This window comes from Enterobacter sp. LM3 (assembly GCF_046622475.1).
GTDB lineage: Bacteria > Pseudomonadota > Gammaproteobacteria > Enterobacterales > Enterobacteriaceae > Enterobacter > Enterobacter cloacae_P.
This window is the reverse complement of record NZ_JBJURN010000005.1, coordinates 1-14,126: the sequence shown is the minus strand read 5'-3', so window position 1 is coordinate 14,126 and position 14,126 is coordinate 1. Positions and strand designations below refer to the sequence as shown.

The window sequence follows — 14,126 nt, the reverse complement described above, 5'->3', positions numbered from 1 at the left end:
AATACTATGAGTCTGAATTTCCTTGATTTCGAACAGCCGATTGCAGAGCTGGAAGCGAAAATCGATTCTCTGACAGCGGTAAGCCGTCAGGATGAAAAACTGGATATTAACATCGACGAAGAAGTGCATCGTCTGCGCGAAAAGAGCGTAGAACTGACGCGCAAAATCTTTGCCGATCTCGGCGCATGGCAGATCGCCCAGCTGGCGCGTCATCCACAGCGCCCGTACACCCTGGATTATGTCCGCCTGGCGTTTGATGAATTTGACGAACTGGCAGGCGACCGCGCTTATGCTGACGATAAAGCTATCGTTGGCGGTATCGCGCGTCTGGACGGACGCCCGGTGATGATCATTGGTCATCAGAAAGGTCGTGAAACCAAAGAGAAAATCCGTCGTAACTTTGGTATGCCGGCACCGGAAGGCTACCGTAAAGCCCTGCGTCTGATGGAGATGGCTGAGCGTTTCAACATGCCAATCATCACCTTTATCGACACCCCAGGTGCATACCCTGGCGTGGGCGCGGAAGAACGCGGTCAGTCTGAAGCCATCGCACGCAACCTGCGTGAAATGTCCCGTCTGAGCGTGCCGGTCATCTGTACCGTTATCGGTGAAGGTGGTTCTGGTGGTGCGCTGGCGATTGGTGTGGGTGATAAAGTGAATATGCTGCAATACAGCACCTATTCCGTTATCTCTCCGGAAGGTTGTGCGTCTATTCTGTGGAAAAGTGCCGACAAAGCACCGCTGGCTGCAGAAGCGATGGGCATCATTGCCCCACGTCTGAAAGAGCTGAAGCTGATCGACACCGTGATCCCGGAACCGCTGGGTGGTGCACACCGTAAGCCGGAAGTGATCGCGGCGTCCCTGAAGGCGCAGCTGCTGGCCGACCTGGCTGAGCTGGACGTGCTGAGCAAAGAAGAGCTGCTCAACCGCCGCTACCAGCGTCTGATGACCTACGGTTACGCATAAGCTTCACAATTATCTGAAAAGCCGCACAATGTTGCGGCTTTTTTTATACCCACCGTTTACCTTAACTATGCTTATCTGGTGTTTTTCAAGGAGGTAGACCATGAACATCATTGCCATCATGGGGCCACACGGTGTCTTTTATAAAGACGAGCCCATCAAGGAGCTGGAGCAAGCCCTGCGGTCGCGTGGATATCAGCTTATCTGGCCGCACAACAGCGCCGACCTGCTGAAGTTCATTGAGCACAACCCGCGGATCTGTGGCGTTGTCTTCGACTGGGATGAATACGATCTGGAGTTGTGCAGCGATATCAATAAGCTGAATGAATACCTCCCGTTGTATGCCTTTATCAATACTCACTCGACGATGGATGTCAGTGCCCACGATATGCGAATGGCGCTGTGGTTCTTTGAATACTCCCTCGGCGTAGCGGAAGATATTGCAACCCGCATTCAGCAGTACACGGGGGAATATCTCGATAACATCACGCCACCGTTTACCCGTGCGCTGTTCACCTACGTGAAGGAAGGGAAATACACGTTTTGTACGCCAGGCCATATGGCGGGGACGGCATACCAGAAAAGCCCGGTGGGTTGCCTGTTTTATGATTTCTTTGGCGGAAATACGCTTAAAGCGGATGTATCGATTTCGGTTACTGAGCTGGGTTCTTTGCTCGATCATACCGGCCCGCATCTGGAAGCCGAAGAGTACATTGCCCGCACGTTCGGTGCTGAGCAGAGCTACATGGTGACCAATGGCACCTCGACCTCGAACAAGATTGTCGGGATGTACGCCGCACCCGCCGGAAGCACATTGTTGATTGACCGTAACTGCCACAAGTCGCTGGCACATCTGCTGATGATGAGCGACGTCGTACCGTTGTGGTTGTCGCCGACGCGTAATGCACTCGGTATTCTTGGCGGTATTCCACGCCGTGAGTTTACGCATGAAGCCATCGAAAATAAGGTTGCGGCGATCCCCGACGCCAGCTGGCCTGTCCACGCGGTGCTCACCAACTCTACCTATGACGGCCTGTTGTACAACACTAACTGGATCAAGCAGACGCTGGATGTATCATCGATTCATTTTGATTCCGCATGGGTGCCTTACACTAATTTCCACCCGATTTACGCCGGTAAAAGCGGTATGAGCGGTGAACGCGTACCGGGCAAAGTGTTCTTCGAAACGCAGTCGACGCACAAAATGCTGGCCGCATTCTCCCAGGCGTCGCTCATTCACATCAAGGGCGAGTATGACGAAGATACCTTCAACGAAGCCTTTATGATGCACACCACCACCTCTCCGAGCTACCCGCTGGTGGCCTCCATTGAAACGGCAGCGGCGATGCTGCGCGGAAACTCGGGTAAACGTCTGATTAATCGTTCTGTGGAACGGGCGCTGCATTTCCGCAAAGAAGTACAGCGGCTGAAAGATGAGGCTGACGGCTGGTTTTTTGATATCTGGCAGCCAGAAGAGATTGAAGAGGCAGAGTGCTGGCCGGTCGCGCCAGGCGAAAGCTGGCACGGCTTCCGCGATGCTGATGCCGACCATATGTTCCTCGACCCGGTAAAAGTGACGATCCTGACACCCGGTATGGACGAGCAGGGCAATATGAGTGGTGAGGGGATCCCCGCCGCGCTGGTGGCGAAGTTCCTTGATGAACGTGGTGTGGTGGTGGAGAAAACCGGGCCCTATAACCTGCTATTCTTGTTCAGCATTGGGATTGATAAAACCCGTGCGATGGGGTTGCTGCGCGGTCTGATGGAGTTTAAGCGTGCCTACGATCTCAATTTGCGGGTCAAAAATATGCTGCCGGATCTCTATGCAGAAGATCCTGACTTCTACCGCAATATGCGTATTCAGGATCTGGCGCAGGGGATCCACAAACTGATCCGCCAGCACGATCTACCGCGTCTGATGTTGCAGGCGTTTGACGTATTGCCTGAAATGAAACTGACGCCGCACAAAGCCTGGCAGAAGCAGGTGAAAGGCGAGGTGGAAACCATTGAGCTGGAAAATCTGGTCGGTCGCGTGTCGGCCAATATGATCCTGCCTTATCCTCCGGGCGTACCACTGCTGATGCCGGGTGAGATGATCACCGAGGAAAGCCGGACGGTGCTCGATTTCCTGCTGATGCTCTGTTCGGTTGGGCGTCATTACCCGGGCTTTGAGACGGATATTCACGGTGCGAAGCGTGATGAGAACGGTGTGTACTGGGTGCGAGTCTTAAAATAAAGGTGGTGGCTTGCCAGGCGTAGGTTTTCGGTTGTAACGTTCAGAACATCATAAAAAGGAGAAACTATGCTGGGTTTAAAACAGGTTCACCATATTGCGATCATTGCTACCGATTACGCACAAAGTAAGGCGTTCTACTGTGGCATTCTTGGCTTTACGCTGTTAAGCGAGGTTTACCGTGAAGAGCGCGATTCCTGGAAGGGAGACCTGGCATTAAACGGGCACTATGTGATTGAGCTGTTTTCTTTTCCTTTTCCGCCTGCACGTCCGTCCCATCCTGAAGCCTGCGGGCTGCGACACCTCGCCTTTAGCGTTGATGATATTGATCGTGCGGTAAAACATCTGGAAGCCCACGGCGTGAAGTGTGAAGCGATACGTGTTGATCCGTTTACCGACAAGCGCTTTACCTTTTTCAATGATCCGGATGGCCTGCCGCTGGAGCTTTACCAGCAGTAATCGCCATCCTGTGTGATAATGCCCGCTCAGTTCGGGCATTTTTTATGTGTAATTTCCTATGACCTTACCTGCTATCGCACACGCCGTTTCACCGTACCGCCAGCTACTGGTGGGGTTTAGCGGTGGTCTGGATTCCACCGTTCTTCTCCATCGCCTTAAACTCTGGCGCGACCAGGAGCCTGATGTTCAGCTTCGGGCACTGCATGTCCATCACGGGTTAAGCCCTCATGCTGAGGATTGGGTCGCACACTGCGAGGCATTGTGCGCGACGTGGGGGATCCCGCTGAGCGTTGAACGGGTGAGGCTTCAGGATGAAGGTCTGGGTACTGAGGCTCAGGCGCGTAAAGCCCGCTATGCTGCCTTTGCCCGTGTAGTGCAACCCGGCGAAGTACTGGTAACGGCGCAGCATCTTGATGACCAGTGCGAAACCTTTTTGCTGGCACTGAAGCGGGGAAGTGGTCCGGCGGGGTTATCCGCCATGCCTGAGCGAACTGATTTTGCCGGGACGCAGTTAATTCGTCCGTTACTGCGTGAAACGCGTGCTTCTCTGGAAACCTGGGCGCGGACGCATCAGCTGAGCTGGATTGAAGATGAAAGCAACCAGGACGACAGTTACGACCGAAACTTCCTGCGCCTGCGCGTTGTCCCGCTCCTGACCGAGCGTTGGGGGCATTTTGCCGAAGCGACGGCCCGAAGCGCCATGCTCTGCGCTGAACAGGAAAGTCTGCTGGATGAGTTGCTGAGCGAAGAGCTGGCCGAATTGATTTCAGCTGACGGAACGCTGACGATTGCACCGCTTGAAGGCATGAGTTCAGTCCGCCGTGCCGCGCTGCTACGGCGCTGGCTGGCCTCTCACAACGCGGTAATGCCGTCGCGGGCCATGCTGAGCCGCATCTGGGATGAAGTGGTTCAGGCACGGGAAGATGCTGCGCCTTGTCTGCATCTGAACGGTTTTGACGTGAGGCGCTACAAAGGGCAGCTCTGGTGGGTCAGGTCGATGCCTTCGCTTGTTGATACTGTTCTCGACTGGAAGACGCCAGATGAAACGCTGGCGTTGCCATGCGGTGCCGGACATATTTCTCTGGTGCAATCGGGTCATGTGCGTCCGCCTGCAGCCGATGAGCCGGTTACCGTGCGCTTTAAGGCCGGTGGTATGTTGCATATTGTCGGGCGCAATGGCGGACGGAAGCTGAAGAAAATCTGGCAGGAGTGTAATGTGCCGCCCTGGTTGCGTGATACCACGCCGCTGCTGTTTTACGGTGAGACGCTGATTGCCGCTGCGGGTGTGTTCATCACTGAAGAGGGGTGGACAGAAGAGGGGATGAATTTTGAGTGGAAAGCGTAACGGGCAGTCGGGCTGCCCGTGAGTGTTATCAGGACTCGCTCACCACAACGGTGCCGATTTCCGGGTGGCTGAAGCTGGCAATTTTGTCCAGGCGAAGCTCACGCGTCGCCCCTGCATCTTCCACAACCAGATATTCCACATTCTTACGCGAAACCAGATCGCTGGCTTTCGCCTTCAATACTTCGCCATCTTTTAGCTCCAGCGTCAGTATTAAATGATGCTGACAGGCGAGTTCGAGGTTGTCATAGTCATCACAATTGATGGGTTGATAAGTATCATTCATCGACATAATCGCTCACCAGTAAATTCGCCGCAGCATACGCTGCTTTTTCCCTGACCGATTCTGAAAGGGTCTCATCAGAGGCCATTTCATTAAGCACTTTCAATACACAGCCCAACGCATCCGGGATGTATCCCAGATCGCCGCTGGCGATTTCCGCATACCGTTTGCGAATTAACTCACAATAATTATTCACATCCCCTCCCGCCAGCGCACTGACTTACTGTGAGATACCATTAAGCCTACGAAGATAAACTCGGTTTAGCAAGGTGACTATACCATACTCATTTAAGCAATATCAGAGCCTTGATAGTCGGGTATTCATCACCTCGTAACAGCCTTTTGCCGCTGTTTTCGCTACAATGTGCGCCTGATTCAAAAGGAGTTTACTCATGGCGCTGAAAGCGACAATTTATAAAGCTGTGGTCAATGTGGCGGATCTTGATCGCAACCAGTTTCTGGATGCGTCATTGACGCTGGCGCGTCATCCCTCTGAAACCCAGGAACGCATGATGCTGCGCCTGTTGGCGTGGATTAAGTATGCTGATGAGCGCTTGCAATTTACCCGTGGCTTAAGTGCGGAGGACGAGCCAGAAGCCTGGCTGCGCAACGATCATCTGGGTATCGATTTGTGGATTGAGCTGGGTCTGCCGGACGAACGTCGTATTAAAAAGGCCTGCACCCAGTCCGCTGAAGTGGCGCTATTTGCATATAATCAACGCGCTGCGGAGATCTGGTGGCAGCAAAACAAGAGCAAATGCGCACAGTTTAAAAATCTTACCGTCTGGTATCTGGACGATGAGCAACTGGCGCAGCTGAGTGAGTTTGCCAGCCGGACGATGGTCCTGCAGGCGACAATTCAGGACGGCGCGATCTGGCTCTCTGATTCTCAGAATAATCTGGAAATTCACTTAACGCCGTGGCAGCCGGCGTCATGATTGTTTTGTCCCGAAATGTCAGCATCCCTGATAATGAGCTGGAGATCACCGCTATCCGTGCTCAGGGAGCCGGTGGGCAGCACGTGAACAAAGCGTCGACGGCTATCCATTTGCGCTTTGACATTCGGGCCTCCAGCCTGCCAGAGTATTATAAAGACAGTCTGCTTGCAGCCAGCCATCACCTGATCACCAGTGACGGTGTCATTGTGATTAAAGCGCAGGAGTACCGTAGCCAGGAATTAAACCGGGAAGCGGCAATTGCCAGGCTGGTGGCGGTGATAAAAGAATTAACGACAGTGCAAAAAAGCCGTCGGGCAACACGACCAACCCGCGCATCGAAAGAGCGCCGGTTATCGTCGAAGGCGCAAAAATCCACAGTGAAAGCGCTACGCGGTAAAGTTCGTCGCCCAACGGAGTGACGAAAGGGAACACACTTTTCATAAGGAATTCATTGTGAAAAAAGCATTATTGTCAGCGCTGGCAGTGAGTACGCTGTTTGCGCTTTTCGGGTGTAATAACCGTTCGGAAACGCAGGTATTACAGCCCACCCAGAGTGAAGAATTAAAGCCGATGCAGCAGAGCTGGCGTGGTGTGTTGCCTTGCGCGGATTGCGAGGGTATTGAGACATCTCTGTTCCTGCAAAAAGATGGTACCTGGGTGATGAACCAGCGTTATCAGGGTGCAAAAGCACCTTCGTCCTTTGCCACTTACGGCACATGGGCACGCACGGCTGAGAAACTGGTGCTGACCGATACCACCGGTGATAAAACCTGGTTCCGCCCTAAAGGTGACAGCATGGAGATGCTCGATCGCGAGGGGAACCCGATTGAGTCCCAGTTCAACTACACGCTGGCTCCGGTAAAAGCAGCGCTGCCTGCCACGCCAATGGCGATGCGGGGAATGTATTTCTATATGGCAGATGCGGCGATCTTTACCGACTGCGCTACCGGCAAGAAAGTCAGCGTGGCGAATAACGCCCAGCTTGAACGTGATTATGCCGTTGCGCGGGGTAATGACAGCAAGCCGGTATTACTGACGGTTGACGGTCACTTTACGCTGGAGCCAAACCCGGATAGCGGTGAGATGGTGAAAACGCTGGTGGCGGATAAAGACGCGAAGTTCCTGGCGGGCAGAGATTGCAGCAGCAAATAAGCTGAATTATCCCATTAAAAAACCCCGCATGTGCGGGGTTTTTTGTTTATTAACCTTTGATGGCTTTCACCAGGTAATCAAGGATGTCACCGGTCTTGATCATCTGTTTCTCGCCGCTACGACGGTATTTATATTCAATCTCGTCGCTGTCGAGGTTACGGTCGCCGATAACAACAGTGTGCGGAATACCGATCAGTTCCATGTCAGCAAACATCACACCTGGACGCTCTTTACGGTCATCCATCAGGACTTCGATACCCTGAGCGCGCAGCTCGCCGTACAGTTTCTCGGCCAGCTCCTGCACACGGTAAGATTTGTGCATGTTCATTGGCAGGATCGCCACCTGGAATGGTGCGATGTTATCTGGCCATACGATGCCGCGCTCATCGTTATGCTGCTCAATGGCAGCGGCAACAACACGCGTAACGCCAATGCCGTAGCAACCCATCGTCAGGATCTGGTTACGGCCATCTTCACCCTGAACGGATGCGTTCAGTGCGCGGGAGTATTTATCACCCAGCTGGAAGATATGACCCACTTCGATGCCGCGTTTGATCATCAGGGTACCCTGGCCATCCGGGCTTGGGTCACCGGCAACCACGTTACGGATATCTGCCACTTCTGGTGTCGCCACATCGCGATCCCAGTTGATGCCAAAGTAGTGCTTGCCATCGATGTTTGCGCCAGCGGAGAAGTCGCTCATTGCTGCAACCGTACGGTCAACAACAACGGGGATTGGCATATTCACTGGGCCCAGAGAACCCGGACCTGCATTCACGACAGCGCGGATTTCGGCTTCTGTTGCGAACGCCAGTGGGCTGGCAACCTGCGACAGTTTCTCTGCTTTCACTTCGTTCAGTTCGTGATCGCCGCGAACCAGCAGGGCGACCAGCGGGCTTTTACTGCCTTCAGCCGCTTTCACCAGCAGGGTTTTAACCGTTTTCTCAACAGGCAGATTGAATTGTTCCACCAGTTCGGCAATGGTTTTCGCGTTTGGCGTATCAACCAGCTTCATCTCTTCAGTTGCTGCGGCGCGTGGTGTTTTTGGTGCCAGGGCTTCAGCAAATTCGATGTTAGCGGCGTAATCAGAGGAGTCAGAGAAGATCACATCGTCTTCACCGTTCTGCGCCAGTACCTGGAACTCATGGGATGCGCTGCCACCGATAGAGCCAGTGTCAGCCTGAACAGCACGGAAATCCAGACCTATACGGGAGAAGATTTTGCTGTACGCTTCGTACATCTTGTCATAGGTCTCTTGCAGAGATTCCTGAGTCGTGTGGAAAGAGTACGCATCTTTCATCAGGAATTCGCGGGAACGCATGACGCCAAAGCGTGGACGCACTTCGTCGCGGAACTTGGTCTGGATCTGGAAGAAGTTCAGCGGCAGCTGTTTATAAGAGCTCAGCTCATTACGGATAAGATCGGTAATGACTTCTTCATGCGTCGGGCCGAGGACAAACGGACGATCGCCACGATCGGCAATACGCAGCAGCTCCGGACCGTACTGCTCCCAGCGACCGCTCTCCTGCCACAGTTCAGAGGGCTGAACGACAGGCATTAACACCTCGATTGCACCGGCGTTGTTCATCTCTTCACGCACGATGTTTTCGACTTTTTTCAGGACGCGCACGCCGGTCGGCAGCCAGGTGTATAACCCGGAGGCCAGCTTGCGGATCATCCCGGCGCGCAGCATCAGCTGGTGGCTGATAACTTCGGCGTCGGCGGGTGTCTCCTTCAGAGTGGAGAGCAGATATTGGCTAGTACGCATGTTGTTACGGTTCCATTTCGACGATTGGAACAGGCTGAAACACCAGCCTGACACAAAAAAGTGGTTTAGTTTACCAGTGTGGCAAAGATGCCAAAAGAGAGGAAAATAAAATTACCTGGGTTCCAGGGCAAAGACTTCAAATCCCGCCTCAGTTACGCGCCAGCGAACGTTAAAATCCAGCAGCCAGACAGCGTAGGTTTTCCCGGCATCCTCTTCTTTACGGTAGGCTGGACGGGGATCCTGAGCCAGAACTTCAGTAATAAAGTCCCGAAGGTGGGGATAGCGTTTTTCCAGCTGGCTGAGTTGTGCAGTTAACTCAGCGGTGAAGTGAACAGGCATATCTGCCCGTGGTGCTTCCTGAGCATAGCTGGCGCGGGCATCCGGCAGCGCTTCGGCGAAAGGCAGATACGGCTTGATATCGATAACCGGCGTGCCATCAACCAGATCAAGACTACCTAACTCCAGTATCACCTGATCTTTCTGACAGCGTATGCCTTTCAGCTCGACCAGTGACATACCGACAGGGTTTGGGCGGAACGTTGAGCGAGTCGCAAACACGCCCATTCTGGCATTGCCTCCCAGACGAGGAGGGCGCACGGTAGGACGCCAGCCCCCTTCCATGGTCTGGTGAAACACAAACACCACCCATAGGTGGCTGAACGCTTCGAGCCCGCGTACCGCATCGGCCTGATTGTAAGGCGCGATCAAGTGAAGTTCACCACCGCCGCGGGTAACCAGACCTGGCTGGCGCGGTACGGCGAACTTCTCTTTATAAGGTGAGCGGATAACGCCTATCTGCCCGAACTGAAATGAACTCATTTCGCAGTAATGTTAAGCGCAGAACCGATGCAAACTGCCTGACGGTAGCAGCCAGGTGTACCACTGGTCACTTCACAGCTGTGCAGCAGAACCGCGTTGGCTTTCATTTTTGCTGCGTTGATCTGCATGCGTTTACGAGCCGTTGGGATGTTTGGTGGGGAGTCCTGATTGGTTGCCTGACAGGATTCACCGCTCACTTCACCCAGTTCACGGAAAGGTTTACCCACGAGATCGTCGGCTTTGGTAATAATGCGAACCGGTGCAGGACGTGGCGCTTTCGGCTTTGCTGGCTCCGCTTTTGGCGGGGTTGCTGTGCTTTGAACAGGCTCAACAGGAGATCTGCTTAGCATAGAACAGCCGCTCAGCATCAGTGCTAAAAGACAGATCGGTAAAGCACGCATAATAGTTCCTCAATGGATGATCAAATCGTCAGATATTGAATCAGTTGCCTGCATAAATGACAAGACGGGCTTTCGCCCGTCCTGATGATATTACACTGAGGTGAGATTACCAGCCTTTAACAGCGCCGCCGTTAAACACTTTATTGGCTTCCTGGTAAACTTCGTCAGACTGATATGCCTGAACGAATTTCTTCACGTTTTCCGCGTCTTTGTTGTCTTCGCGAGTCACGATCAGGTTTACGTATGGAGAGTCTTTATCCTCCACGAAGATACCGTCTTTTGCCGGAGTCAGGCCAATCTGGCTTGCGTAGGTGGTGTTGATAACCGCCAGTGCAATCTGTGCATCGTCCAGGGAACGTGGCAGCTGCGGTGCTTCCAGTTCAACAATTTTCAGATTTTTCGGGTTCTCGGTAACGTCCAGAACGGTCGGCAGCAGGCCAACACCGTCTTTCAGTTTGATCAGACCCACTTTCTGTAACAGCAGCAGGGAACGGCCGAGGTTGGTCGGGTCGTTAGGCACGGCAACCTGAGAGCCTGGCTGCAGTTCGTCCAGAGATTTAATTTTCTTGGAGTAACCCGCAATTGGGTAAACAAAGGTATTGCCAACCGCGACCAGTTTATAGCCACGATCTTTAATCTGCTGATCCAGGTACGGTTTGTGCTGGAAGGCGTTGGCGTCGATATCGCCTTTGCTCAGCGCTTCGTTCGGCAGAACGTAGTCGTTGAAGGTGACCAGCTCAACGTCCAGGCCATATTTCTCTTTCGCCACCTTCTGAGCGACTTCAGCAACCTGCTGTTCTGCACCCACGATAACACCCACTTTGATGTGGTTTGGATCTTTCTCGTCCTGACCGCAACCCACCAGTGCCAGAGAGCCGATCAGCGCGCCTACCGCTGCAAGGGTCTTTAATTTAAACGCCATGTTATATCCTTAACTCGTCGAGTTTGTGTTGTGTGTACGTTATTTGTGAGTAACAGTCCGGACGATGCGATCGCCAGAGAACTGGATTAAGTAAACCAGAACAACCAGCAATACCAGAACGGTATTCATTACGGTAGCGTTATAACCAATATAGCCGTACTGGTAACCAATCTGGCCTAAACCGCCAGCACCAACTGCACCACCCATCGCGGAATAACCGACCAGAGTGATAAGCGTAATGGTTGCTGCGTTTACCAGGCCTGGCAGCGCTTCAGGGAGCAGAACTTTGCGCACGATCTGCATCGGTGTTGCCCCCATCGCACGGGAGGCTTCAATCAACCCTGTTGGGATCTCCAGCAGGGCGTTTTCCACCATACGGGCGATAAACGGTGCAGCACCCACGGTCAGCGGAACGATTGCCGCCTGCAGACCGATAGACGTACCGACGATCACGCGGGTAAATGGAATCATCCACACCAGCAGAATAATGAACGGGATAGAACGGAAGATATTCACCAGCGCAGAAAGAGTGCGGTAGAGCTTCGCGTTCTCAATGATTTGACCTGGGCGCGTTACGTACAACAGCACGCCGACCGGCAGGCCAATCACAAACCCAAAGAAACCTGATACAAAGGTCATTGCCAGCGTTTCCCAAACGCCGCGAACCAGTAACCACATCATCGGCTCAGACATAACCCAGTACCTCTACTTTTACATGATGTTCTTGCAGCCAGGCGATCGCCGCCTGTGTTTCTTCTTGTGTGCCGTGCATTTCCGTCAGCATGATGCCGAACTTCACACCACCGGCGTAATCCATCTGCGCGCTGATGATGTTGTTGTTCACGTTAAAGCGACGCGCGGTTTCAGAAAGCAGTGGTGCATCGACAGATTGACCGGTGAATTCCATGCGCAGCATCGGGACGCTGTCTGCAATCGGTTCTGCTTTTAAACGTTCCAGATAATCTTCCGGAATATCCAGGTGCAGTGTGGACTGAATAAACTGTTGCGCCAACGGCGTCTTCGGATGAGAGAACACTTCGCTTACCGTGTCCTGCTCAATCAGTTCACCGTTGCTGATTACGGCAACACAGTCACAGATGCGTTTCACCACATCCATTTCATGCGTAATAAGGAGAATAGTCAGACCCAGACGACGGTTAATGTCTTTCAGCAGTTCCAGAATAGAACGTGTGGTTGCCGGGTCCAGTGCGCTGGTGGCCTCATCGCACAGCAGCACTTTAGGATTACTTGCCAGCGCGCGGGCAATGGCCACTCGCTGTTTTTGTCCACCGGACAGATTTGCCGGGTAGCTATCATGTTTATCACCCAGGCCGACGAGATCCAGCAGTTCGGTTACGCGACGCTTCACTTCATCTTTAGGTGTGTTGTCCAGTTCCAGCGGCAATGCAACGTTGCCGTAAACAGTGCGGGAAGCCAACAGGTTGAAGTGCTGGAAAATCATGCCAATCTGGCGACGTGCTTTGGTGAGTTCTTTCTCTGAGAGGGCGGTAAGCTCTTGTCCGCCAACCTCAATGCTACCCTGGGTTGGACGCTCAAGAAGGTTAACACAACGGATCAGTGTACTTTTGCCTGCACCCGATGCGCCAATGACGCCATAAATTTGACCAGCAGGAACATGCAGGCTGACGTTGTTCAGCGCCTGAATGGTTCGGTTCCCCTGCTGGAACACTTTGGTGATATTGGAAAGTTTAATCATTAGATTATTTTTATCGTATGTAAGTTAGCCGTGGCATTTTCTTCTGCCAGATACGGGTGATGACCGTAAACAAAATGGATGTTAAGGCATCCAGACGTCTAAATCAATCCAACTCTGTGCGATGAGCACTTTATTGCGCTGCGATTCATGAGATACTAGCCGGACATGCCTTTTTCAGGAGCAAACCGGTGGCAAAATCAGTACCCGCAATTTTTCTCGATCGTGATGGCACTATTAATGTGGATCATGGTTACGTCCATGAGATTGATGAGTTTGAGTTTATCGAAGGCGTAATAGATGCCATGCGCCAGCTGAAAGAGATGGGCTATGCGCTGGTGGTCGTGACAAATCAGTCTGGTATTGCGCGTGGCAAATTCACTGAAGCGCAATTCGAGACGCTGACGGAATGGATGGACTGGTCGCTGGCTGACCGCGGCGTTGATTTGGACGGTATCTACTATTGTCCGCATCACCCTCAGGGTACAGTAGAAGAATATCGCCAGACCTGTGATTGTCGTAAACCGCATCCAGGAATGTTTATCTCTGCGCAGGAGTTCCTGCACATTGATATGGCCGCTTCTTATATGGTGGGCGATAAACTGGAAGATATGCAGGCGGCAACTGCTGCTGGTGTAGGCACCAAAATATTAGTGCGCACTGGTAAACCCGTCACGCCAGAAGCAGAGAATGCGGCTGACTGGGTGATTAATAGCCTGGCAGATTTACCAAAAGAGATTAAAAAGCACCAAAAATAGCCTTTTTGGCGAAAAGATGAGCGGTTGAAATAAAAATGCATTTTTCCGCTTGTCATTCCTCGGAGGCTCCCTATAATGCGCCTCCATCGACACGGCAGATGTGAATCACTTCACAAACAACCCGGTCGGTTGAAGAGAAAAATTCTGAAATAACGGGTTGACTCTGAAAGAGGAAAGCGTAATATACGCCACCTCGCAACGGTGAGCTGAAAGCCGCGTTGCAACTGCTCTTTAACAATTTATCAGACAATCTGTGTGGGCACTCAAAGTGACATGGATTCTTAATGTCTTCGGACAATAAATGAATACCAAGTCTCAACGAGTGAACACGTAATTCATTACGAAGTTTAATTCATTGAGCATCAAACTTTTAA

General features: G+C 52.6%; 16 protein-coding genes. 8 read left to right on the top strand and 8 right to left on the bottom strand.

Annotation, left to right across the window (positions count from 1 at the left end):
- Window positions 1-6: 6 nt before the first annotated feature.
- The 4 genes from accA (at window position 7) to tilS (ending at window position 5,000) form a co-directional block, all read left to right on the top strand.
- Complete coding sequence (accA, locus tag ACJ9N4_RS07810) at window positions 7-966, top strand: acetyl-CoA carboxylase carboxyl transferase subunit alpha (RefSeq protein ID WP_182273822.1); 960 nt, start codon at window positions 7-9, stop codon at window positions 964-966.
- Between the two features lie 100 nt (window positions 967-1,066).
- Window positions 1,067-3,199 (top strand): lysine decarboxylase LdcC, encoded by a 2,133-nt coding sequence (locus ACJ9N4_RS07805; RefSeq protein WP_182273823.1) that lies wholly within the window; start codon window positions 1,067-1,069, stop codon window positions 3,197-3,199.
- A gap of 66 nt (window positions 3,200-3,265) precedes the next feature.
- Window positions 3,266-3,655 carry a VOC family protein gene (locus ACJ9N4_RS07800; protein WP_182919441.1) on the top strand — a complete coding sequence of 130 codons (390 nt, stop codon included), beginning with the start codon at window positions 3,266-3,268 and terminating at the stop codon, window positions 3,653-3,655.
- Between the two features lie 58 nt (window positions 3,656-3,713).
- Entirely contained in the window at window positions 3,714-5,000 is a 1,287-nt protein-coding gene (gene tilS, locus ACJ9N4_RS07795) for a tRNA lysidine(34) synthetase TilS (protein WP_182919442.1), read from the top strand.
- 28 nt (window positions 5,001-5,028) lie between these two features.
- Here the strand turns inward: tilS and rof are convergent, their stop codons facing one another.
- Entirely contained in the window at window positions 5,029-5,289 is a 261-nt protein-coding gene (gene rof / locus ACJ9N4_RS07790; RefSeq protein WP_003856148.1) for a Rho-binding antiterminator, read from the bottom strand.
- Complete coding sequence (locus ACJ9N4_RS07785; RefSeq protein WP_182273826.1) at window positions 5,276-5,476, bottom strand: YaeP family protein; 201 nt, start codon at window positions 5,474-5,476, stop codon at window positions 5,276-5,278. The genes rof and ACJ9N4_RS07785 overlap by 14 nt, the downstream gene beginning before the upstream one ends.
- A 196-nt stretch (window positions 5,477-5,672) precedes the next feature.
- On the opposite strand from ACJ9N4_RS07785, the gene ACJ9N4_RS07780 reads away from it, so the two are divergent.
- The 3 genes from ACJ9N4_RS07780 to nlpE are packed head-to-tail and all read left to right on the top strand — an operon-like array spanning window position 5,673 to window position 7,370.
- Complete coding sequence (locus ACJ9N4_RS07780; protein WP_182273827.1) at window positions 5,673-6,218, top strand: YaeQ family protein; 546 nt, start codon at window positions 5,673-5,675, stop codon at window positions 6,216-6,218.
- A complete protein-coding gene (gene arfB / locus ACJ9N4_RS07775; protein ID WP_182273828.1) occupies window positions 6,215-6,637 on the top strand; it encodes an alternative ribosome rescue aminoacyl-tRNA hydrolase ArfB in 423 nt (140 codons plus the stop codon). Before ACJ9N4_RS07780 ends, arfB begins: the two co-directional genes overlap by 4 nt.
- A gap of 34 nt (window positions 6,638-6,671) precedes the next feature.
- On the top strand, window positions 6,672-7,370 hold the full coding sequence (gene nlpE, locus ACJ9N4_RS07770; protein ID WP_182273829.1) for an envelope stress response activation lipoprotein NlpE: 699 nt from the start codon (window positions 6,672-6,674) through the stop codon (window positions 7,368-7,370).
- 49 nt (window positions 7,371-7,419) lie between these two features.
- Here the strand turns inward: nlpE and proS are convergent, their stop codons facing one another.
- The 6 genes from proS to metN all read right to left on the bottom strand — a co-directional run bounded on the left by proS (window position 7,420) and on the right by metN (window position 12,997).
- Window positions 7,420-9,138, bottom strand: a complete 1,719-nt coding sequence (proS, locus tag ACJ9N4_RS07765; protein WP_182919443.1) for a proline--tRNA ligase — start codon at window positions 9,136-9,138, stop codon at window positions 7,420-7,422.
- A 111-nt stretch (window positions 9,139-9,249) separates the two neighbouring features.
- Window positions 9,250-9,957 (bottom strand): tRNA (N6-threonylcarbamoyladenosine(37)-N6)-methyltransferase TrmO, encoded by a 708-nt coding sequence (gene tsaA, locus ACJ9N4_RS07760; RefSeq protein WP_182273831.1) that lies wholly within the window; start codon window positions 9,955-9,957, stop codon window positions 9,250-9,252.
- The gene (gene rcsF, locus ACJ9N4_RS07755) at window positions 9,954-10,358 is read right to left on the bottom strand and encodes an Rcs stress response system protein RcsF (RefSeq protein ID WP_182273832.1); all 405 of its coding nucleotides are present in this window, start codon (window positions 10,356-10,358) and stop codon (window positions 9,954-9,956) included. Before rcsF ends, tsaA begins: the two co-directional genes overlap by 4 nt.
- Before the next feature lie 106 nt (window positions 10,359-10,464).
- The gene (gene metQ, locus ACJ9N4_RS07750; RefSeq protein ID WP_182273833.1) at window positions 10,465-11,280 is read right to left on the bottom strand and encodes a methionine ABC transporter substrate-binding lipoprotein MetQ; all 816 of its coding nucleotides are present in this window, start codon (window positions 11,278-11,280) and stop codon (window positions 10,465-10,467) included.
- A 39-nt stretch (window positions 11,281-11,319) separates the two neighbouring features.
- Entirely contained in the window at window positions 11,320-11,973 is a 654-nt protein-coding gene (locus tag ACJ9N4_RS07745; protein WP_014168730.1) for a methionine ABC transporter permease MetI, read from the bottom strand.
- Complete coding sequence (gene metN / locus ACJ9N4_RS07740) at window positions 11,966-12,997, bottom strand: methionine ABC transporter ATP-binding protein MetN (RefSeq protein ID WP_182273834.1); 1,032 nt, start codon at window positions 12,995-12,997, stop codon at window positions 11,966-11,968. The genes ACJ9N4_RS07745 and metN overlap by 8 nt, the downstream gene beginning before the upstream one ends.
- Window positions 12,998-13,185: 188 nt before the next feature.
- On the opposite strand from metN, the gene gmhB reads away from it, so the two are divergent.
- On the top strand, window positions 13,186-13,752 hold the full coding sequence (gmhB, locus tag ACJ9N4_RS07735; RefSeq protein ID WP_143344664.1) for a D-glycero-beta-D-manno-heptose 1,7-bisphosphate 7-phosphatase: 567 nt from the start codon (window positions 13,186-13,188) through the stop codon (window positions 13,750-13,752).
- Window positions 13,753-14,126: the final 374 nt, after the last annotated feature.